The sequence below is a fragment of the Exiguobacterium sp. s124 genome, assembly GCF_018617485.1.
In the GTDB taxonomy this organism is placed as follows: domain Bacteria; phylum Bacillota; class Bacilli; order Exiguobacteriales; family Exiguobacteriaceae; genus Exiguobacterium; species Exiguobacterium aestuarii.
This window is the reverse complement of the sequence record NZ_JACSKH010000001.1, coordinates 424776-446130: the sequence shown is the minus strand read 5'-3', so window position 1 is coordinate 446130 and position 21355 is coordinate 424776. Positions and strand designations below refer to the sequence as shown.

Below are 21355 nucleotides of genomic sequence, written 5' to 3'. Positions count from 1 at the left end.
CCTCATTTCCCCTTCCGATAGGTCAGTCCGATATACTGCATCTTCTCGTTGAACAGACGTGGATACGCCAAATAGCCGACGAGCGTCGCCGAAATAGAAGCGGTCGTCAAAATTAAGAACAGAATCAAAAGTTGGTATAGTACCGCTTCCATCGGGTCGGCTCCACCGATGATGAGACCGCTCATCATCCCCGGCAGTTGGACGAGTCCCATCGTCTTTTGCGCCTCGACGGTCGGAATCATGCTCGTGCGAATCGCATTCTTCAAACTGTGGTCGATGGCCACTTTCGGTGTCCCGCCGAGTGAGAGGATGAGTTCGATGACGTCATCACTCCGCTCGACCTCGTCTTTGAACTTGTTCAAGAAGAGGAGCGACAACACCATACTGTTCCCGATGACCATCCCACTGATTGGAATGACCTTTTCCGGTTCAAACGGAATGATCCCAAGCCCGAGCATGAGCCCCATCGTCAGCGCTTCGATTGTCACGAGCGTCAAGACGATGATCCACATGATACCTGGTATCCCGTCCCCTTTTCGTCGAATGTTCTGTGTCGCCGCGACAATCATCAGTAAGATCATTAGCAGCATGAAAATCGGACTATCGCTCTCAAAGACGAACGTCAGGATATAGCCGATAATCAATAACTGAATGATAGAGCGGACGGTCGCAATGATAATATCACGCTCGAGCCCAAGTCGTAGGACGAGTGTCAAGGCGAGCGGGATGACGACGAAGATGAGCGCTGTCGCGAGTTCAATGTATGACATCAATCTTCCCCCTGACGAATTGTTGGATGACAGGGTTGTCCGACTCATCGATGAACGAGGCGTCCCCGTAAGCAAGCAGTTTCCCGTCCTTCAAGAACCACATGTCGTCACTCACCCGACGCGCCTGATCTAAGTCATGGGTGATCCAGATGACGGTTACGCCGTACGATTGTTGCAGTTTTCGGATGAGTCGCTCAATCTCTTTCACCGTCCGATAATCGAGGCTCGCCGTGATCTCATCGAGCAAGAGCACGTCCGGTTTATTGACGAGCGTCCGGGCGATGGCGACCCGACTTCGTTCTCCGCCTGACAGTGATTTGACGGGTTGATTGAGGAGCGCCTCACTCAAGTCGACGCGATGGAGCAACTCGGCAGCACGGTCGCGGTCGAGCGTCTCGTCGAAGATGGCTTTTGGAAGATTCAAGTTGTCATATACCGTCCCTTGAATCATCGGTGCACTTTGGAACGCCATCCCGATTTTCTTTCGCAGTTCGAGGATGTCCATCTCCGCAATATCTTCCCCTTTGAATAAAATCGTGCCCGTATCGGGTGAAAGCAATCCGTTGATATGCTTCAGACACGTCGTTTTGCCGGCGCCACTCGGTCCGACGAACGTCGTGATTCGTCCCTCCTGAAACGTTCCGGACACATGGTGCAGGATGTCTTCATGGCTCACATCTTTAAATTCAATAATTGACATGTTTCTCTCGCCTCCTGGCTCTAGTGTACATAAAGTCAGGAATCGACTGCATCCAATATGTATGGCGAAAGTTTATACACTATAAAAACTACATCCCAATCAAGAAAAGAAACGCAAGTTGTCCTACAGCAATCGCTATTGGAACAATCGAGAATATGGATAACCACCGCTTCTTCATCACAGCACCGATTCCCAACAGCAATAGTCCGAAGACCAAGACACCTAAGATTGTAAACATCGTCATGTTACTCACTCCCACCATCCAATTTGATTGTATGTATCTTCGGTTTTCTCTTCCTCATATCCTTTTTGAATCACTTTATAAAAAAGCGCCCGACCGTTTCCATACGAAACAGTCGAGCGCTTTTGTTAATTATAATTTCGTTCGATGACGAAGCTCGTCTTATCCCCACGGAAGTAGGAGCGTGAGTATTCAATCGCCCGTCCAGATTCATCCTCTGTCACGGTCTCAATATGGAAGCATGGCGACCCAAGTGGGCAGTTGAGGAGCGTACTCACTTTCTCGTCGGCAAGGGCGATCTCCAATGCCTCGGTCGTCTTCGCGACATGAACGTCGTGCACTTCGGCGAGTGTCCGAAAGAGCGAATGCTCCGCCTGCTCCTTCGTGATCCCTGGAGCAATCTTCCACGGAATGAACGAGACCTCGTACTGTGTCGGTTCCCCGTCCGCATGACGAATCCGCTCGATTTTTTGAATCGGCGCATTGTCCTCTGCTTCAAATACCGATGCGATTTGACCGGATGCCGAGATGACGGAGATATCGATCAACGCGACTTGGCCACGCTTCCCTTGGACAGCAAGCTGGGCCGCATAGTTGTTCGGCGTATACGACAGCGTCTGCTGCACTTTCTTCCCGGCGACGAATGTCCCGCGCCCTTGTTGACGGACCAGATAGCCTTCCGTCGTCAACTGGTTGAGGGCACCGCGCACCGTCGTCCGGCTCACATCGAACTCCTCACAAAGCGCGTACTCCGTCGGAAATTTTTCCCCTTCTTTATAGTGTCCGCTTTTGATGCGGGACAACAATTCATCCTTGATTGCGGTTTGGAGCGTCGATTGCGACATACCTCCATCTCCTTTACGTTGGGTTGGTTCCTTTATTGTGATACAGCAGACATACAATTGCAAATACAAAAAACAAATTGTATTATTTGTATTTTTTATATTGCCGAAAGTTGTACTATTTGTTATATTTGTTACGACAAAAAGAAATCGCTTTCAAAAGGAGGAGTTGGCACCATGGCAGTCAAGGTCGTCATCATCGGCGGTGGATCAAGTTACACCCCAGAAATCATCGAAGGATTGATTGATCGGCAAGCATCGTTCCCTGTTCGTGAGATCGTGCTCGTCGATATCGAAGAAGGGAGGGAGAAACTAGAAATCGTCGGTCGTCTCGCCCAGCGGATGATCGAAAAGGCAAATGCCGAGATCACACTCAGTTGGACGCTCGACCGGAGAGCTGCACTCGTCGGCGCAGATTTTGTTTCGACACAGATACGGGTCGGTGGACTCAAGGCACGTGCGCTCGATGAACGTATTCCGCTCAAACATGGCTTCATCGGACAAGAGACGAATGGCGCAGGTGGATTATTCAAAGCGTTCCGCACCATCCCGGTCTTGATTGACTTGGCGAACGAAGTCGCCGAGATTTGCCCGGACGCCTGGCTCGTCAACTTCACCAATCCAGCAGGAATCGTCACCGAGGCCGTACTCAAGCACTCATCTCATAAGAAGGTCATCGGTGTCTGCAACATCCCGTTCAACATGCGAAACTCGGTCGCAGAGATTCTCGAGACGCCGGTCGAACGAGTCGCGATTGAATTTATCGGATTGAACCATTTCGTCTTCGGTCGTCACGTGTGGGTCGACGGCGTGGATCGGACGCGTGACGTTCTCGCTTCACTCAACGCAGGGAACGACTACTCGCCGGCAAATATCGTCGGTCTCGGATGGAGCGAATCGTTCCTCTCGTCACTCGGCATGTTACCGAACCCGTATCACCAGTACTATTTCCAGACGAAAGATGTGTTGAAAAAAGATCTCGAGGCGTACGAACAAAACGGCACCCGTGCCGAAGTCGTCCAACAAGTCGAGGCGCAGTTGTTCGAGAAATACAAAGATGTCGATCTCGCCGTCAAGCCGGAAGAGCTTGAAAAACGTGGGGGCGCCTACTATTCAGATGCCGCCTGTAATTTGATGGACTCGATTCACAACGACCGTGGCGACATCCAGACGGTCAACACGCTCAACAACGGTACGATTCGAGACTTGCCAGAGGACGCGGTCATCGAAGTGAACGCCGTCATCACGAAGTCGGGTCCTCGTCCGATTTCAATCGGGGCTTTACCGCTCCCGATTCGTGGACTCATCACGAACTTAAAAACGTTTGAACAGCTCGCCATCCAGGCAGCTGTATCCGGTTCTTACGAGGACGCCTACCTTGCCTGCCTCATGAACCCGCTCATCCAAGACGAGAAACGGATCGACCCGCTTCTCAAGGATCTGTTCACAGCGCACGAGGCGTACCTACCCCAATTTAAGAAGGAGGTTTATTCATGAACAAGTTTATTGAAATCGCGGGACGTATCGGGTCCCAAAGGCACTTAGTCGCCATCCGTGACGGGTTCGTCTCCGTCATGCCACTCATCATCGTCGGGTCGCTTGCGGTCCTCATCAACAACTTCCCTGCTGTCAACATCGGTAGTCTCTCACTCGACTTCGTCGGCTCAATGAACAACATGTTCGGCGAAGGAAACTGGCAAGGACTCGGCGGAAGCATCTGGAACGCTTCTTTCGCCATACTCGGTCTACTGATCGCCTTTTCGATCGGGTATAACTTGGCCCGTTCGTACGGGATTGACGGACTTGCGGCGGGGATTTTGTCGCTCGCCTCATACATCATGCTCGTACCTGTCACCGCTGACTGGGGTCTGAACTTTGCATGGCTCGGCGCCCAAGGACTCTTCGTCGCCATCATCGTCTCCATTCTCGTCACGGAGATGTTCCGCTATCTCATCAATACGAAATTGACCATCAAGATGCCAGAAGGTGTACCAGGTGGGGTCACACGTTCGTTCCAAGCGCTCATCCCATCGATGATCATCTTGACGGTCGTCGCAGGTTTCCAACTGTTCATGACGCTCGTCGTCGAACTCAGTGTCTTTGAAGTCATCTTCAAAGCGATTCAACAACCGCTTCAAGGATTCGGGGACTCGCTCCCAGCTGCCCTTGTCATCGCGTTCTTGAACCACATCCTTTGGTTCTTCGGACTCCACGGGACAAACATTATCGGCGCGGTCATCGAACCGGTTTATCTCCCACTCATCGAACAAAACTTGGCGGCTTTCCAAGCCGGAACGTCTGCATTTGATGTGCCATATACGGTCACAAAACCTTTCTTGGATGCGTTCGTCTTCATGGGTGGATCGGGTACGACGTTCGCGCTCTTACTCGCCATCTTTATCGTCGTCCGGAAGCAACGGAATCACCCGTATCACCAGGTGGCAAAACTCTCGACACCAGCGAGTCTCTTTAACATCAACGAACCGGTCATCTTCGGTCTCCCAATCGTGTTGAACCCGATCATGCTTGTACCGTTCATCTTAGTGCCTGTCACGCTCACAATTATCTCGTACGTCGCACTCTCGACAGGTATGGTTCCGAAGACGGTCGCCATCGTTCCTTGGACGACGCCACCGATCATCAGTGGATACCTCGTTACTGGTGGTAGCGTCCGTGGTGTCTTGCTTCAAATCGTCAACTTGTCGATTGCAACAGCCATGTACATCCCATTCGTCATGGCAGGAGCGAAAGCGATGACAGCCGAAATCAACAAAAACAAAGCTACAACCGAGGAAGGAGAAAAGATTTCGTGAAAACCGAAACGATTCAAGAACTCTCATTTATGATTATCCTACATGCCGGGAATGCCCGTTCTGCTGCATTTGAAGCCATCGCGGCTGCGAAACGCGGTGAAACAGATACGGCGACAGACAAATTAAAAGAAGCCGATGCGGCTTTTCTAGACGCACACAAACTACAGACTGAACTGTTACAAGAAGAGGCACGGGGGACGACGAGTGATATGAGCGTCCTCCTCGTTCACGCACAAGACCACCTCATGACAGCGATGACGGTGAAAGAACTCGCCGTCGAAATGATTGACATGATTACTCGTTTGAATCGATTGGAGGAAACAACATGAACATCTTACTCGTCTGCTCGGCAGGCATGTCGACATCAATTTTAGTGGAAAAAATGCGAAAAGAAGCTGCGACACGCGGAATCGACGCATCGATTGACGCAATTCCTGAGTCTCGTTTGAAAGAACAGACGAACGTCGATGTCATCTTGATCGGACCACAAGTCCGTTACCTCGAAGGGAAAATCAAATCGTCCGTCGACGTACCGGTCGCGGTCATCGACAACATGGCGTACGGGATGATGAAAGGCGACCTCGTCCTCGACCAGGCACTCGGGCTCGTCAATGCCTAAGACGTTTGTCCTGATCAACGCCGATGACTTCGGATTAACGACAGGTGTGAACGCCGGCACCTTGGAAAGTCATCTGAATGGAATCGTGAATTCGGCGACAATGATCATGAATGGTCACGCCGTCGAGGAAGCCGTTCAACTCGCAAAACAATATCCATCGCTCCGCGTCGGCGTCCATCTAGTCTTGTCATGGGGCAAACCGCTCGCCGACACGAGTGCGCCCCTTACAAAAGAAGACGGCACGTTCCGCTACACGAGCCGCTTCTTGACCGAGACACCACCTGACCCGGAGCTCGTCTATCTCGAGTGGAAAGCCCAGATTGAGGCGTTCCTCGCGACAGGTCTCCCGCTCGACCATCTCGACAGTCATCACCACGTTCATGGCTGGCCAGTATTACATGACGTCATCATTCGTCTCGCTGAAGAATATGACACGACGTTTCGGGCCTTAACGACGCTCGGGTCGCGCCGAGACTTGTGGGTGACCGAACGATTCAGTGATCAATTTTACGAGGACGGCGTCTCCCATGCGACGCTTGATGCGATTCAACCAGGAGTCTCCATCGAAGTGATGGTACATCCGGCCGAGCTCGACGATCATCTTCCAAGTATCACTTCTTACCTCGAACCACGCCTCCTCGAAAAACAGGTGTTGGTCGACTATAAGCGCCCAGATTGGTGGGCATGACAAAAGCGGGTTCCCTTAGTGGGTACCCGCTTTTTATAGGTCAAATGCTTGTTGAATCTGTGTTGCCGTCTCTTCCGGACTTAAATGAGTGTTGTCGATACGGAGATAATGCTCAACGTCTAATTCCTCCGGACGTGAGTTCAATCGATACATCGTCGCCGTCTGTTTCAGTTCTGCCTCGGACCAAGCGATATCTCGCTTCGACGGTTTATGCGTGAGACGATTCTCGGTCGTATTGCGCGCGAGCCGCTCCTCCATCTCCGCCTCGAGCTCGACATAGTAAATGTCCGCCCCGTGTGATACGAACAAGTCCGTCACGTTCTTCACGTAGTCCCAGTCCTCCTGCATATCAAACGCCCAGACGAATGTGAAAATCATACCAGGCAGATCACTTTTCGCGACCGATTCGAACAGTTCTTGACGGAACAGCTGGACGAGCCGTTTGCCTTCCGCCGTTCCGTAATTGAAGAACGGTCCGACGAGATCGATTGTCATATGGTTGTGGAATAACTTCAGTCCGGTCCGATTGGCGAGCGCCTGTCCGACGGTCATTTTGCCGACGGCTTGTGGACCGAATAAGATGATAAACTTCATTGAATCTCCCCCTACGCTTTTGACGATTTTACCATGAACGTTCAATCGTAGAACCCTCCTAAAATATTTGTTTACCTCTTTCCAATTGAAGGAATAAGCATAACATCGAACTTTATAGAAAGAAGGTGCCCCCGTGACTTGTCCCCACTGCGGAAAGAAGACACGATCGAAAACGGTCTGTCCGACGTGTGGCCGCCGCTCACGTCGCACGATTTGGTTACTCGTCACCCCGCTCGCCATTGCACTCATCGCTTTTGCCACCTTCATTGGAAACGCCTATTTCACTGATATGTTGCGTTCGACTAACTCGCTCGCCGACCAGGTCGACTTACCGATTGGAGAGGATACGGTTTCTGCTGACGAAGCGACGACCGTTGACTTCGATACGTTACAGGAAAGCCTCTTTACCGTCAGTTATGGGACCGGCTTTTTGGTCAGTTCCCGTGATGTCGTCACCGCGGCCTCGAACGTAGCCGGCTTAAAGAACATCATCATGTACCATGACGGACAAGCCGTCTCTGGAACAGTCGTCGGTCGTACGAATCTCATTGCCGTCATTCGTATCGAAGAAACTGACAAAACGCCGTTCTTGTTGACACAAGCCATCGCCGCAGAAGATGAAACATTACTTACACTGACAATGAAAGAACGAATCAATGGTACAGTCACGTTCGCTGAGAATGGATACATCCGAAACTTTGAGTTACCTCGTTATGCATATGGTAGTCCGCTTCTTTCCGCATCCGGTCGGGTCGTCGCCATCCACTTGCGAGGGATCGCCTTACCGACCGCTTTATTCGAACGAGATTTACGCACATTGATTGATTCAGACACACCCGCACCACCACCAGTCGAACTCGCCCCCGTCGAGCCGATTCGACCAGATTTGACAGAAGAACCGGTCGTCATCCCGGAAACTCCGAGTGTTCCGGAGACACAGCCTGAACTCCCACCGGCGACTGAACCGGAAGCACCGGCTGAGGAGAACGTCGAGGAAGAGGTTGTCGAAGAAGAGACCGAACCGGCTACTCCTGAGGTGACACCTGAAGAACCACCTACAGAGCCAGAAGAACCGGTTGATCCTCCGGACACGGAAGAGCCGATCGAAGAAGACCCTCCGGTGACAGAACCAGAAGTGCCTACTGAACCTGAGGACCCGGTCGAACCGGAAGAGCCAGCCGAGCCGGAAGAACCGACCACGCTCGAGCCGGATGGTGAAGAAGGCTCCATCGTCGAGGACGACCCAGCCACGGAGGAAGAAGTGGTGGAAGAAGAAAATGTTGAAGAAAACGACACAAGCACACCATCCGAGTGATGGTGTGCTTGTCATTTGTCTTGCGTGAATCGTCGTTGAAGATTACCGAGTACCGCCCCGAGTCCGAGTAAAAGGATCGATAGCGCCCAAAACGGAAGTGCGTCTTGCAGTAACCAGACGACGAGTGCGCTGAAGCCAATCACGGCCCCGAGCCACAAAAAGTTACGTTGTCCCATAGGGTTCACCTCGTCCTCATCATAACACATCGATGCGATGCGCCGTCGTCTGCGGCGGCAAGGAACGCGTCATTTGTTCATCGTGCTCGACTTTTACATATTGACCGACAAGAAGTGGTGTTTCTTCAAGAAACTGTTCCTCTAAATGAAACACGATGCCGTCGAACGGCTCTGCCTCTCGTGATGGAGCGACTCGAATTTTCCCTTCCAGCACTTCTGCGATATAACCCGTGAACGTCGCCATGTCCTCCCCTCCTTTTCACGCCTCACTTTCTATTTCCCGTTTTTACAAAAGATGCTACTCCCTTGTTTCAAGAACAAGTATAATGAAGCCACAACGATACTCGTGAGGAGGAGTCCATATGACACACACCATCGATTTACACACCCCAGAATTCCAACGCACGTTCCTCGAAATGATGCTCCTCGGAGAATTGACAGACGAGTATAACAAAGAAGCAATCACGGAGCTTGCAACTCGTGGCGAAACCGCATTTCCGAAAGATCCATTCTTCCCAGCGATGCGTGCCTATCCATATATCCGTGAAGGGAATACCGCACAGGCAAAGGAATGGCTCAATCGAGCAAGTGAGCTTGGTGACCATTTCATCCTGCATATGCTGAACGGCATCGTTAGCGAAGATACGGGCTTCACGTTCGAGGCGGAGCAACACTTCCTCCGAGGTGTCGAACGCTATCCTGATGTTCCGCTCATGCACCGTGCCATCGCCATCCACTATTTCGAGCGGAAGTTCTACGGAGAGGCCGGCCTTCACGTCATGCATTATGTCCGTCTCGCCGGACTCGGCCCGGACACCGTACCGATGCTTCTCGAGTTTTTCCAAGTATACGATGACATCCCGATCGAGATGGTCGATGAACTGATGAAGACCTCGAGTGGCTATTTAACGCACAATCCGCATAATCCACACGCCCACTCCTTATATGCTGCCGTCTGCAGTCAACGATTCGCTTCCCTTTCAGCCGGACTCGAAGATGAGGACCCGCTCACGGAAGAGATGATTTGGATGCTGCTCGAAGTTGAAAATCACGGAATGTGGAGCGCGACCTACGATCGTAGTGAAGACCGTGCGTTCCGGCACATGTTCGCAGATTACGTCAATAACGTCATCCTCCCGAACACGTCACAGTTTTATGTATTGCGTCTTCGGATGCGTTACTGGACACGTCGCCTGACGCACCGCTTCACGGGTGGCTACACCGTCCCGATGCCATAAAAAAATCACGCCTAGCTGGCGTGATTTTTTAGGTTACCCTGCGTACGGTTTAATCGGTCCGCGTAGGCTGAACGAATAGTCCTCTGGGTCGACAATCCCGACGACTTCGTCCCCTTCAAGCAAATCATATAAGAATTCAGCCATCTCGCGTGCCGTATGATACTTCGCCACGTTCTCACTATAGTCGAATCCTTCCGTATCACGTGCCCGGTCGGCGAAGCTCGTCTCGGTCGCTGCCGGTGCGAGCACTTTCGCCCGAAGCTTCGCGCCGCTATTCATTAATTCCTGTGCGAGACCTTCCGTATAGGCACTCACGTAAAACTTCGTCGCACAATACGTGACCGAGTTCGGCACGATGCGATATCCCCCGACGGACGATACGTTCAACAATTGTGCCCCTTCGACATCGTGGTAGTCACGGACGTATAGACTTGATAGTACCGTGAGCGCCTCAATATTCAGGCGAATCATATTCTCAATCTTGCCTAAATCGACATCTTTGATGAGATCTGCATCACCGAACCCGGCATTGTTGATCCACGTCTCGATCTCGAGGTCGGCGAGAGATTCATACAGACCGTACACGTTCTCGCTATACGAAAGGTCCGTCGATTTGATGATGACGTCACTATCTGATGAGATTGATTTGATCTCGTCACGTAACGATTCGAGCTCATCCTTTCGTCTCGCGACGAGGACGAGTGACTTTCCTTTTTCGGCGAGTAGCTTCGCCGTCTCATAACCGATTCCCGAACTAGCTCCTGTAATGACGGTATACTTCATGTGATCCACTCCTTTTTATCGTTTACCCTGTTCTCATTTCCCTACTTTCTGCTTCATGAATCGTCTCAATGTGAATGAAAAAGCCCTGATTTCAAAAGACAGGGCTTCCCACATATCATGTTGTGAATCTTCCAATCAACGTCTGTAAATCACCGGTCATACTGCCAAGTGTTTCCGCAACGCCATTCAGTTCCTGAATCATGGCGAGTTGTACGTCAGCCGTCTCTCCGACTTCACGCATCGTATTCGCCGTCTCTTCACTTCCGGATGCCATCGATGCAGTCGTTGTGGCAACTTGTCGCGTCGTCTCAGTGATTTCATTTGACGCGACACGGATGTGTGCTGCGTTCTCCGCAGATGTTTGGAGTTGGGTGACAATTTGTCGGAAGGATGACGTCGCTTCTTCTAACAAAATCGTGTTTGTCTCTACCCGCTTCGCGCTTGACGCATGTCGGTCTAAGACAGCATTCGATTGCACTTGAATCGATTCGATTAACCCAGCGATTTTCATTGCGGACTGTTTCGATTGCTCAGCGAGTTTACGCACCTCTTCCGCGACCACGGCAAATCCCTTTCCATGCTCGCCCGCTCGTGCCGCTTCGATGGCCGCATTCAATGCCAACAAGTTCGTCTGGTCCGTGATTGATTGAATGACTTCTGTGATCAAGGCAATTTCATCCGATTGCTGTTTTAGGACGGTGATGGATTCTCCCGTCGCTACGGTCTCTTTTTCTAATGCGAGTACTTCGTCTTTTGCTTGTCGGATTGATTGTTCTCCTCGTTCCGCCAGCTCGAGACTCTTTTCCACATCATCGTTGATGGTGCCAATCGAAGTGGCAATCCGCTCCACACCAAGGTTCGCCGCCGCCACTTCATGTCCGCTTTGCGTCGCCTGTCGCGCTTGTTGAATTGTCTGTTGAACGACTTGGTCGATTCGTCTCGTCGTTTCTTCTGTTTGAGAAGACATTTCTTCAGTACTCGCGTACAATTCTTCCGATTGAGCCGTAATGTCTTGTGCATTCCGACTCACTTCATCAATCAACTCACGCAAATTCGTCTTCATCTGGTTGAACCCGGTAATTAATTGGCCAATCTCATCATTCGAAAGCGCTTTCGAATTTTCGCGTGTTAAATCACCGTTTGCGACAATACCGACCTCATATGATAATTCACGTAATGGACGTGTGACGATTCTCTGCAAGATGACTCCAGCCAAGAGAGCTAAGAGGAACGTCAACAACGAGATTCCAATCATATAATAATTCGATCGCTCACTTAGCTTGGTGAGCTCAAGTTGGCTCTGTTGCATCGTCTGTTCCGCCTTCGCCTGAATCGATTCACCTTTTGTCGTAATCGCAGCCGTCATGTCTGGCATGATCTTTGTCGTCAGACGCTCAATCGTCTCCGTTTCGTTTGCATCGACGGCATCAACGAGTTGGACGGTCAAGTCATCATAACCAATCGCATAAGATAACAACGTATTCATCTCGTCGATTTCTTCCTGCGTTTCCGCAAGCGAAAGAAGTTCAATGATGGCCTCCTTCTTGCCTACTTTTCCTTGTTCGATTTGGTCTAATCGATCCGGCTGAGGTGACATGACATATCCACGTGCCCCATACGCTTGACGCATCATTTCGCGCGAAAGTTGATCGGCTGTCAACATCTTACTCACATCTTGTTTGATCACATGTTCATACTCACTCGTCAGACGTTCCATGTTGAAGATGGCATAGCCCATCCCACATGCGATGACGAGAAGAATGGCAATGATGCCCCCAAATAGTTTTTTGGTCAATGATAATTGCTTCAATTTTTTCATAAACATAGCAAGGATTTCTCCTCATTTCACCTCGATTCTGTTAGATAAAAGGATTTATACAATAGATATATCGGTTGCACAAATCAAACTTGTATCAACAAGAAGAAATTTCCTATGAAAAAATGTAAGTGCTTTCATATGATGTTCACAAAAAGGGTCATGATTTGGTTTCCATGACCCCCATTTGCTTACGTGGTGAATCTTCCAATCAACGTCTGTAAGTCGCTCGTCATATTCCCGAGTGACTCGGCGACGCCGTTCAGTTCTTGAATCATCGCCAGTTGTGAATCAGCCGTCTCTCCGACTGACCGCATCGTTTCAGCCATCTTTTCACTGTCTCGTGACATTTGAAGAGAAGATGTGGCGACTTGCTTCGTCGTCTCTGCAATCTCGTTTGACGCGATTCGGATGTGTGACGTGTTATCGACCGACGTCTCGAGTTGACGGACAATCTGTTCAAACGCACGCGTCGCTCGTTCGAGTAACTGTGAATTCGTCTCGACGCGTTTCGCACTGACGACGTGTTGGTCGAGAACGGCATTCGACTGCGCTTGAATCGACTCGATGAGCCCGGCGATTTGTGTCGCCGACTGCTTCGATTGCTCCGCGAGTTTACGTACCTCTTCTGCGACCACGGCAAAGCCTTTTCCTTGCTCTCCGGCACGTGCGGCTTCGATCGCCGCGTTCAACGCTAACAAGTTCGTCTGGTCGGTGATGGATTGGATGACCTCTGTGATGAGAGCGATCTCGTCAGACTGTTGTTTCAAGGCCGAAATCGACTCACCGGTGAGACGTGTCTCCCGCTCAAGTGCACGTACTTCGTCTTTTGCCTGAGTCATCGTCGATCCACCTTCTTCGGCGAGCTTCAAACTTTGGGACACATCATCATCAATCGAGACGATCGAGCCTGCGATTTGACCGATTCCTTCGTCGGCAGCTGCTACGGCGCGGGCCGAGCCATTCGCTTCTTTCGCTTGTGCGACCGTCTCTTCCACAACGCGGTCGATGAGACGTGTCGTCTCTTCAGTTTGCGACGCCATCTCTTCTGTACTCGCATACAGTTCTTCGGATTGAGCTGTAATTTCTTGTGCGTTTTGTGTGACGCGGTCAATGAGTTCGCGCAAGTTCCCTTTCATCCGGTTGAAGCCTGTCATCAATTGTCCGATTTCATCTTGCGTGAGTGCTTCAAGGTCGGCGCGTGTCAAATCACCTTCCGCGACCACGTCCACTTCTTTCGCTAAAAAGCGTAACGGTGCCGTCACCATCCGACTGATGGCATATCCTGCCCCGAGCATCAATACAACGCTCACGATGGCGATGACGACTGAATACAAGAATGCACGCTCGCCCGCCTGTTTAAGTTCGGTTTGCATCCCCAACATGTCCTTCTCGGTCTCGGCTTGAAGCGCCTCCCCTGTCGACGAAATCGACTTCGTGACGTCTGGCATGAGACGGAGCGTCAAGCGATCGATCGCCTCTTGATCATTTTGATCGATGGCCGTGATCGCCTGTGTCGCGAGCGCATCGTACCCCGTCGCATATTCAAGTAATGCTTCGTACTCGTTTCGTTCAGATTCATTGTCAGCCAGTTCAATCAATGATTCGATGGCTGCCTTCTTTTCTTCTCCACCTTGGATGATTTGTTGTTTGCGTTCATCATCCTGCACCAACACATACCCACGGACCCCATATGCTTGGCGAACCATTCCGAGCGCCAAGTCATCTGCTGCTTTCATTTTCATGACATCGTTTGAGATCATCTGTTCATACTGACTCGTCATGCGTTCAAGCGTCCATAAATTATATCCCATCCCGACGAACGTCAAAATGAGGAGTAATCCGATACTTCCCATAATTTTTTTGGACAACGTCCACTTGTTAAATACTGTTTTCACGACTTACGAGGAGACTTCTCCTCTTCCACCTCTTTTTCTCTCTATGTTTGGTACTGCCTATTTTATATCGGACATGACAGCCTAATTTGTACCAACAATTTGAAATTAATGAACGCATTGACCTATCTTTCGATTTTTTCAAATAAACATAAAAAAGAACCAGACGTATGCCTGGTTCCAATCACTGCTTATAGTTTGAATTGAGCGACTCGATTCGATAGTTCAGTCGCGCGTTTTTCCGTTTCACTCATCTTCGTCTGGACATCATTGAAGCGTTCGACGGAAAGTTGAACTTTCTCCGAAATCGACTGCGTTCCGTCCGCACCTTCTGTCACGGTCGTCGCCACTTCTTGGATGACACCAAGAATATTGTCCGTCATATGTCGGAGTTGAAGCGCATTCCCTTCAAACGTCTTCGCTGTCTCCCCGAACACCGTTGCGTCCTGTTCATATTGTGTCGCGGACTCTTCGAGACGATCGTAGTCGGCCATGACTTTCGTATTCAAGAACGTCAACATATCAGCCGAGCTCGTGTTGAGGCGTTCGACCGAATCGATGACCGTGTTCGATACGTCACGAATCTCGTTCACCGTCTGACGTGAGTTTTCTGCAAGTTTGCGAATCTCAGAAGCGACGACCGCGAAACCGCGACCGGCTTCACCCGCTCGTGCCGCTTCGATCGATGCGTTCAACGCGAGCAAGTTCGTCTGATCGGCGATGGCGAGAATGGCCGTCGTCAAGACGCGAATCTCTTCGACAGACTGTGCTCCCTTGATCGCTTCTGCGAGTTCAACTTGTTTCTTCTCAATAATCGTCACGGCCTCCGTCTTCGAGACGACGGCCTGTTCACGCATCTCGTGAGCTCGCATCTCGACACGCGTCGCCGTTTCGGCGCTGTCATTAGATAGGTCGACGATTGAATCAATCGAGCTACCCATCTCGGTCGTCGAGGCGCTCATCTCTTGCGAAGATGCTGCCGTTTCTTCCATGCCGGCCGTCAATTCTTCGACCGTTCCAGATGTCTCTTCCATATAGTGACTAAGACGTGTTACCTCTGCAGAAACCTCTTTTGAAGATGACAGGACGACCTTCGCCGTCTCATCGACATCAATCATGATCTCACGGAGCGTACCGAGGAACGTATTGAACGAGCGACTCACTTGTGCGATTTCATCGTTCGACGTCACCGGAATCGTCATCGTCAAATCCCCGCCTTGTGTCGCGAGCTCATCGAAGCGAGTCTGAAGCGTACGCATCGGTCGGATAATCGACCGTAGCAAGCTGAGTCCAAGGAATAACAGGATTGCCACGGCACCGACCGTCACAGCCACGAGCGCCATGAGCGACTGCATGAATTCGCGCTCCATGTCTTGCCCGACGCGCTGCGAACCTTCTGAGTTATAGTCGACAAGGTTTGCTAATTTTTGTGTGAAGTTATCATACGTTGCTTGTGACTGGGCATCATAGTACGAACGTGCCATGCCAGTATTTCCTGTCGAGCTGAACGTCAACATGTTGTCCGAGACACGTTGATACATCTCCCATTGGCGTGAGAAGTTTTCGAAAAGTTCTTTATCCGTCTCACCTGTCGCCGTTTTTGCGTACTTCGGTGCAATCGTATTGATTTCATCTCGAATCTCTTTCATCTGCGTCATCAGTTCTTCTTTTTGCGTCGCATCATCTGAAACGATGTGATCGAGTTCGAGCGTCCGATAGTTCGCTGCGAGCGTATTGAGTTCGTGGGCATAATCAAGCCCCTTATTCCAGTTGTTGACGATATCGTCCGCCTGTCGATTTGCATCATTTAATGAGAACAACGCGTACCCACCAACGCCAATGACCATGACAAGTGATATGATGACGAGTCCCCACAATTTTTGACGAATCGTCAAGTTCTTCCCAATCCCTGTCTTGAAAGATGTCGTGCGTTCACGCTTCTCTCTATGCTTTCGTTTGAGTGTCGGTTTCCACGTCCATGTCGGTTTTCGTTTGATTCGACGGAGTGTCTTAGACCAGATTGATTTCCAAGTCATCTATGTATTCCCCTCTCAATCATGCAGTGTTTCCTATACTATCGACAATTTTCTGAAAATAGTGAAGGGGATTGACCAAACTTAAAAAAGGTGACTCCGAAATGCAAGAGTCACCTTCCGTTCAATTATTTCGCACTCAATACGGTCTGTGTGCCTTCGATCATTTTGATTTCCGTCCATTCCATCACGTTTTTCGCAAGTGGGTCGTTGGCGACCATGAAGTCAGCCAAAGCTTCGATTTTTTGAGCGTCGACTGGTTGTTTCACGTTGTTCAAACGGAAGCGAACGACTTTATGGAATGCATCTAAAAATGAGATTTCAAGTTTTGTGTCAGTCATGGTTTATTTCCTCCTTAGGGTATGGGTTAGACTAAATCGTATTCGCGGATGATACCGAGGTCTGCGTCTTCTTGAATCACTAAATCGATTAAGAGACGACCGAACGTGTTCACTACGTCGGCTGTTAGATCGGCACGAACTGGACCGAACCGTTGTGCTTTTTTCGTTGGTTTTGCCGTTTCAAGATCGTGGTGTGTCGTCAAGACGAGTGTTGCTTTCTTTTCCGTTAAGACAGCCATAGGGGGATGGCTCCTTTCAATGAGGGATTAGGTTTCTGATAAGGTCGAATCATCCATTCGCTCGAGGAGCTGGATCATCCGATCGAGCTTCGTCTCAATTCGATGAAGCAAATAGAGCGAAACGACGATCGGGAACCCGAGATTCGAGATGAGTTCGGGCCAACTCATGTGACCACCCGCTCATCCTGCCGAATGTCGGTGCCGATACGAGTGAGGTTCTGCATAAGTCCTCCGTGTTAATACACGATGAATTCTTGGGCTACGACGTAATTGACGGATTCGACATCGATGAGTGCCGCCAGTAAATCTCCGAACTGCCGCATCAACGTCTCATCCATCTGACTGCCGAGCGGTCCGTATCGGACGAGCTGTTTCTTCTCTTTCCCATCCACGAGTCGGCGTGTGTCTAAATAAAACATCGTCGCCACTTCTTCATAAGTTGCCATCTGTCTCACCTCCTTCGCCCTTATTAACCGTTCATCGGATGAATATGCTCAATCTATTTTTTAGAGCACCTTAACGACAAAAGTCCCAGATTGTCTGAATTTTTAATCATTTTTCAAATTTTTACTGCTATACTTGAGTTTTGATACCAATTAGGGTATCTTAATGTTCGACAGACATCGTTCAAAATTACGACAAAAGTCCCATGAATCATTTCCCCACTTTGAAAAAACTGTAAGTTAAAATCTTGTAAATGGGGTACGATACGTAAGAAGACATTTTGAAATGACCAGTCAGTCTTGAAGAAGGAGATCCATCATATGAACAGCCTAGACCTCGCACGTACTACTTCTATTCCTTCCGCTCAACACGACTTCGACCAGGCCGACCTGACGTTTTCAGCCACCGAATGGGATACATACCGACCGGAACAAGGAAAACCAATCTCGTATAAAGAGCAACACTTGATTGTCTATCCGCTCAAAGAATTGAGCCGCGCCTTCAGTGTGGCCGGCATTCCGCGCAGCCAACAACAGTTGATCAAATGGGAGACAGATGGCGTGTTGCCACCTACCCCATTCACGTTCGGCCGGAAGCGATTCTATACGGAAAATCAGATTCGTACCATTGTCGACATCGCATTAGAATGCGGATTGCGTCCACGGACACATGTCAAAAAAACAAATTTCTCGGAATTGGCGCATCTTGAATTGACGTACATACTACAACTCGAACTGAACACTAACGAAGCTCCTGTCGTCTGAGCAGGCAAAAAACCATCCGCCATGATGCTCATGACGAATGGTTTTTTTAGGTTATTTTTGAATGACTTGGCGCGGGATGTCCTCACGGGACACCTCGTCATACGATGTGACGGTGTCCCCGTCTTTGACGTATAAGCGCAAGTACGCGCCTTCTTGAAGTTCTTTTCCTGCGGTAAACGTGACTTGCTTCGACTCACCGTCTGACGTGAATGCGGTTTGCGCGTACACGTATCGTTTCATCACCTCACCATTTTCAAGCGTCGTCTCTTCCACATCGCTCGCCTCTTGAACTTCCACAAACAAGGTGTCTTTCCCAAATCGATTCCAATCCACTTGCAGCAAACCTGCGGCGAGCAGAATGCCAAGAACTGCTATTCCAATCCATTTCTTCATATGTTTTCGCTCCTTATCGAATCGCCGTCATAAAACGACGAACCGTTACTCCGTAATAAACCGCATAGATTGCGGTATAGACACCCATCCACACGAGAACAGGCACCGTGAAATTCATATTCAACAAGTTTGAAAAGGCAATGAGTGCGACCGTCGCGTGCAAAATCCCAAGTGCGAACGGCGCAAGAAAGACGACGACAATCTGTTGACGGACTGTACGTCGCACGTCTCGATCAGATATCCCGATTTTCTGTAAAATCGCATACTTCGCCCGGTCATCCTCCGCTTCCGTCATCGTCTTGAAGTAGATGACGCTGCCTGTCGCGACAAGGAAGACGAGACCGAGGAATGTTCCTACGAAGAGGAGTGCCCCGTTCATCGCCATCGTCTCTTCATATACGTCCGGTGCACTCGAGAATGAATCGAGCCCAAGTTCTGATAGACGGTCAGACTGATCGCGCTGATCTTTGAATGATTCCGTGAGTGCGACGTGATACCTCTCGCTCGGCTCGGGCATCGTCTTGAACACATCGTCTGCGACGACAAGGAACGTTCCACCAAACGTCATGACGTTGAGTGGAGATGCTTCGACCCGGGTCGAAACATCAAACGTATCACCTGAAAGCTCGACCGATTCGATTTCTTCGGAATAACGCTCGTCATAGAACGGATCGACCGATAGCACCTCGTCCTGTGGGAACGGTTCTGGTTCTCCCTGACCGAGACCTTTGAGAAGATGACGATACGTCGATGCATCGATGACCCCGAGTTCGCGCTCCCCATATTCTGCTTCCATTCGAATCGTCTTCTGTTCAACGCTTGATTCAAATGTAGCACCCTCCACCTCGACCGCCTCATCTTTCCAGGCGTACGTATACGGTGTATACGAGGACACATTCTCTTCCGCATAATAATACACACTGAAGATGGCACCACCCGCTGTGATCGCCGTCGCACTGATGATACTAATCAACGTGAGCGTCTTGGCGTTCCCGCGGATGCGATAAAGGAGTTGCGATGTCGTCAACAGGTTGAGACGCTTCCACGACCAACGCTCATTCTTTTTCAGCCACGTCAGCGCAAAAATCAACACACTATGGAAGAGGAGCGCCGAACCGATGACGCTCAATCCGATGATGAGAAGCGGCATCGCGAGGCCGAGCGTTCTCCAAAGGGAGGACGTCATCAAATCCTGGAGCGCGAGCCAATACGCCACACCAATCGTCAGGACGCCTACGAAAGCGACCCAGCCTTTCGCCGTTGGGACACCTTCTCCGCTCTTGTCCGCATGGAACAAGTCAATCAACTTAAAGCGATAAATGACCCGGTACCCTTGAAATGAAGTAAAAAGGAAGATCACGAGAAAGACGAGGAACGTCTCGATGAATGCCGACCCTGAAAAGGCGAAGCCGATGTCTAAGTTACTGTCCATCAAACGCAGCAACAGCTGTAACAGCGCATTCGACCCGAATAGCCCCAAGATGATCCCGACGACCAAGGACACGGCTCCGATGACGATGTTCTCAAACAAGAGCAGCAGGCCGATTTGTTTCTTCCGGACCCCGAGTAGCGAGTAGAGCCCGACCTCCCGCTTACGCCCTCTCAAAAAGAAGGCATTCGAATAGGCGATGAAGAGCGCAACGAACAGCATCAGAATGAACGTCGACGTACTCATCAGTCCGCTAATCTTTTTCGATGTCTCCGCGAGCGCGCTAATCTCATGACTATGTTTGAGCGTAGCGAACGTGAAATAAATGACAATCGAGAAAATGGTCGTCCCGACGTAGAGCGCATATCGCGATAAATTACGCGCGACGTTCTTCTTCGCAAGTTCAAATAGCGTCATCGACCGCACCGCCTTTCGCCAGTTCCTCGAGAATCGATTGATAGAACGCATCCCGCGAGGCGTTGCCCCGAATGAGTTCTTTATTCAAACGTCCGTCCTGAATATAGAGGACTCGGCGACAGAAGCTTGCCGCGAAGGCGTCATGCGTCACCATCATGATCGTCGTCTCGGCCTCGTTCAACCGTGCGAGCGTATCCAACAAGTCCGTCGCTGACTTCGAGTCGAGCGCGCCGGTCGGTTCATCGGCGAAGATGAGTTTTGGGTCCGAAATCAAGGCACGACAAACAGCTGTCCGTTGTTTCTGCCCTCCTGAGATTTGGTACGGATATTGGTTAAGAATTCCTTCAAGCCCAAACCGCTTCGCCAACCGTTCGACTTTCTCCCGTGTCTCATGGACCGGTGTCTTCGAGACGGCGAGCGGGAGCAATATGTTTTCCCGTACCGTCAATGAGTCGAGCAAGTTATAGTCCTGGAAGATGAAGCCGAGATGGTCGCGACGAAAATCGGCGAGCGCCTCCTCATCCATCGACGCGATGTCGTCCTCCTCGACTAAAATCTCACCGGACGTTGGCGTATCGATTGTCGCGAGGACGTTCAGTAACGTCGACTTCCCGGCCCCGGATGGTCCCATGATTCCGACGAATTCACCGTGTTCGATTGTGAACGAGACGTCATCGAGCGCCCGAAACGTCGTATTTCCTTTTCCATATGTCTTTTGAATCGATTTCACTTGTAATAAAGTTTCCATGTTCAGCACCTCTTTCTGTCCCTTACATTACGCCCCCTGTCTTAACTTCAACTCACG

The 21355-nt window shown here is 50.3% G+C and carries 26 protein-coding genes; 8 read left to right on the top strand and 18 right to left on the bottom strand.

What is annotated here, in order from left to right; genetic code table 11:
* Positions 1 to 2 precede the first annotated feature (2 nt).
* From KNO85_RS02355 to KNO85_RS02340, 4 genes are all read right to left on the bottom strand, one after another.
* Entirely contained in the window at positions 3 to 770 is a 768-nt protein-coding gene (locus tag KNO85_RS02355) for an ABC transporter permease (RefSeq protein WP_214786607.1), read from the bottom strand.
* Positions 757 to 1470 (bottom strand): ABC transporter ATP-binding protein, encoded by a 714-nt coding sequence (locus tag KNO85_RS02350; protein WP_214786605.1) that lies wholly within the window; start codon positions 1468 to 1470, stop codon positions 757 to 759. The genes KNO85_RS02355 and KNO85_RS02350 overlap by 14 nt, the downstream gene beginning before the upstream one ends.
* Before the next feature lie 88 nt (positions 1471 to 1558).
* Positions 1559 to 1714, bottom strand: coding sequence for a hypothetical protein (locus tag KNO85_RS02345; protein WP_214786603.1), 156 nt, complete (start codon positions 1712 to 1714; stop codon positions 1559 to 1561).
* A gap of 125 nt (positions 1715 to 1839) precedes the next feature.
* Entirely contained in the window at positions 1840 to 2556 is a 717-nt protein-coding gene (locus tag KNO85_RS02340) for a GntR family transcriptional regulator (RefSeq protein WP_214694104.1), read from the bottom strand.
* A gap of 174 nt (positions 2557 to 2730) precedes the next feature.
* On the opposite strand from KNO85_RS02340, the gene KNO85_RS02335 reads away from it, so the two are divergent.
* Genes KNO85_RS02335 through KNO85_RS02315 form a run of 5 tightly spaced genes read left to right on the top strand, consistent with a single transcriptional unit; the run spans position 2731 to position 6673 of the window.
* The gene (locus tag KNO85_RS02335) at positions 2731 to 4050 is read left to right on the top strand and encodes a 6-phospho-beta-glucosidase (protein WP_214786601.1); all 1320 of its coding nucleotides are present in this window, start codon (positions 2731 to 2733) and stop codon (positions 4048 to 4050) included.
* Complete coding sequence (locus KNO85_RS02330) at positions 4047 to 5366, top strand: PTS sugar transporter subunit IIC (protein ID WP_214786599.1); 1320 nt, start codon at positions 4047 to 4049, stop codon at positions 5364 to 5366. The genes KNO85_RS02335 and KNO85_RS02330 overlap by 4 nt, the downstream gene beginning before the upstream one ends.
* Entirely contained in the window at positions 5363 to 5695 is a 333-nt protein-coding gene (locus tag KNO85_RS02325) for a PTS lactose/cellobiose transporter subunit IIA (RefSeq protein ID WP_312846153.1), read from the top strand. Before KNO85_RS02330 ends, KNO85_RS02325 begins: the two co-directional genes overlap by 4 nt.
* Entirely contained in the window at positions 5692 to 5985 is a 294-nt protein-coding gene (locus tag KNO85_RS02320) for a PTS sugar transporter subunit IIB (RefSeq protein WP_214786597.1), read from the top strand. The genes KNO85_RS02325 and KNO85_RS02320 overlap by 4 nt, the downstream gene beginning before the upstream one ends.
* A complete protein-coding gene (locus KNO85_RS02315; protein ID WP_214786595.1) occupies positions 5978 to 6673 on the top strand; it encodes a carbohydrate deacetylase in 696 nt (231 codons plus the stop codon). The genes KNO85_RS02320 and KNO85_RS02315 overlap by 8 nt, the downstream gene beginning before the upstream one ends.
* Positions 6674 to 6706: 33 nt before the next feature.
* On the opposite strand, the gene KNO85_RS02310 is transcribed toward KNO85_RS02315, so the two are convergent.
* Positions 6707 to 7267 (bottom strand): AAA family ATPase, encoded by a 561-nt coding sequence (locus KNO85_RS02310; protein WP_214786593.1) that lies wholly within the window; start codon positions 7265 to 7267, stop codon positions 6707 to 6709.
* A 133-nt stretch (positions 7268 to 7400) separates the two neighbouring features.
* Here KNO85_RS02310 and KNO85_RS02305 point away from each other — a divergent pair, with 133 nt between their 5' ends.
* Entirely contained in the window at positions 7401 to 8582 is a 1182-nt protein-coding gene (locus KNO85_RS02305) for a S1 family serine peptidase (protein ID WP_214786591.1), read from the top strand.
* Between the two features lie 11 nt (positions 8583 to 8593).
* Here KNO85_RS02305 and KNO85_RS02300 read toward each other — a convergent pair whose 3' ends face one another.
* Together KNO85_RS02300 and KNO85_RS02295 are read right to left on the bottom strand one after the other, a co-directional pair.
* Positions 8594 to 8758 (bottom strand): hypothetical protein, encoded by a 165-nt coding sequence (locus KNO85_RS02300; protein ID WP_214694121.1) that lies wholly within the window; start codon positions 8756 to 8758, stop codon positions 8594 to 8596.
* 19 nt (positions 8759 to 8777) lie between these two features.
* A complete protein-coding gene (locus tag KNO85_RS02295) occupies positions 8778 to 9002 on the bottom strand; it encodes a YobA family protein (RefSeq protein ID WP_214786589.1) in 225 nt (74 codons plus the stop codon).
* 118 nt (positions 9003 to 9120) lie between these two features.
* Between KNO85_RS02295 and KNO85_RS02290 the strand changes: the two genes are divergently transcribed.
* On the top strand, positions 9121 to 9996 hold the full coding sequence (locus KNO85_RS02290) for a tetratricopeptide repeat protein (RefSeq protein ID WP_214786587.1): 876 nt from the start codon (positions 9121 to 9123) through the stop codon (positions 9994 to 9996).
* A 33-nt stretch (positions 9997 to 10029) separates the two neighbouring features.
* On the opposite strand, the gene KNO85_RS02285 is transcribed toward KNO85_RS02290, so the two are convergent.
* The 8 genes from KNO85_RS02285 to KNO85_RS02250 form a co-directional block, all read right to left on the bottom strand.
* The gene (locus KNO85_RS02285) at positions 10030 to 10779 is read right to left on the bottom strand and encodes an SDR family NAD(P)-dependent oxidoreductase (protein WP_214786585.1); all 750 of its coding nucleotides are present in this window, start codon (positions 10777 to 10779) and stop codon (positions 10030 to 10032) included.
* 115 nt (positions 10780 to 10894) lie between these two features.
* On the bottom strand, positions 10895 to 12604 hold the full coding sequence (locus KNO85_RS02280; RefSeq protein WP_251130565.1) for a methyl-accepting chemotaxis protein: 1710 nt from the start codon (positions 12602 to 12604) through the stop codon (positions 10895 to 10897).
* A 182-nt stretch (positions 12605 to 12786) separates the two neighbouring features.
* Positions 12787 to 14493 carry a methyl-accepting chemotaxis protein gene (locus KNO85_RS02275; protein ID WP_260569827.1) on the bottom strand — a complete coding sequence of 569 codons (1707 nt, stop codon included), beginning with the start codon at positions 14491 to 14493 and terminating at the stop codon, positions 12787 to 12789.
* Positions 14494 to 14681: 188 nt separating this feature from the next.
* Positions 14682 to 16526, bottom strand: a complete 1845-nt coding sequence (locus KNO85_RS02270; RefSeq protein ID WP_214786583.1) for a methyl-accepting chemotaxis protein — start codon at positions 16524 to 16526, stop codon at positions 14682 to 14684.
* Positions 16527 to 16651: 125 nt separating this feature from the next.
* A complete protein-coding gene (locus KNO85_RS02265) occupies positions 16652 to 16864 on the bottom strand; it encodes a DUF2922 family protein (RefSeq protein ID WP_214786581.1) in 213 nt (70 codons plus the stop codon).
* Between the two features lie 26 nt (positions 16865 to 16890).
* A complete protein-coding gene (locus KNO85_RS02260; protein WP_214786579.1) occupies positions 16891 to 17103 on the bottom strand; it encodes a hypothetical protein in 213 nt (70 codons plus the stop codon).
* Positions 17104 to 17130: 27 nt separating this feature from the next.
* On the bottom strand, positions 17131 to 17271 hold the full coding sequence (locus KNO85_RS02255; RefSeq protein ID WP_214694127.1) for a YvrJ family protein: 141 nt from the start codon (positions 17269 to 17271) through the stop codon (positions 17131 to 17133).
* A gap of 68 nt (positions 17272 to 17339) precedes the next feature.
* Positions 17340 to 17549 carry a hypothetical protein gene (locus KNO85_RS02250; RefSeq protein ID WP_214786577.1) on the bottom strand — a complete coding sequence of 70 codons (210 nt, stop codon included), beginning with the start codon at positions 17547 to 17549 and terminating at the stop codon, positions 17340 to 17342.
* A 318-nt stretch (positions 17550 to 17867) separates the two neighbouring features.
* Here KNO85_RS02250 and KNO85_RS02245 point away from each other — a divergent pair, with 318 nt between their 5' ends.
* Positions 17868 to 18311 (top strand): MerR family transcriptional regulator, encoded by a 444-nt coding sequence (locus KNO85_RS02245; RefSeq protein WP_214786575.1) that lies wholly within the window; start codon positions 17868 to 17870, stop codon positions 18309 to 18311.
* A 51-nt stretch (positions 18312 to 18362) separates the two neighbouring features.
* Here KNO85_RS02245 and KNO85_RS02240 read toward each other — a convergent pair whose 3' ends face one another.
* From KNO85_RS02240 to KNO85_RS02230, 3 genes are read right to left on the bottom strand one after another with little or no spacing between them, the layout of a single operon-like run.
* Positions 18363 to 18704 (bottom strand): YxeA family protein, encoded by a 342-nt coding sequence (locus tag KNO85_RS02240; protein ID WP_214786573.1) that lies wholly within the window; start codon positions 18702 to 18704, stop codon positions 18363 to 18365.
* Positions 18705 to 18717: 13 nt separating this feature from the next.
* Positions 18718 to 20550, bottom strand: a complete 1833-nt coding sequence (locus tag KNO85_RS02235) for an ABC transporter permease (RefSeq protein WP_214786571.1) — start codon at positions 20548 to 20550, stop codon at positions 18718 to 18720.
* Positions 20537 to 21298, bottom strand: a complete 762-nt coding sequence (locus tag KNO85_RS02230) for an ABC transporter ATP-binding protein (protein ID WP_214786569.1) — start codon at positions 21296 to 21298, stop codon at positions 20537 to 20539. Before KNO85_RS02230 ends, KNO85_RS02235 begins: the two co-directional genes overlap by 14 nt.
* Positions 21299 to 21355 lie beyond the last annotated feature (57 nt).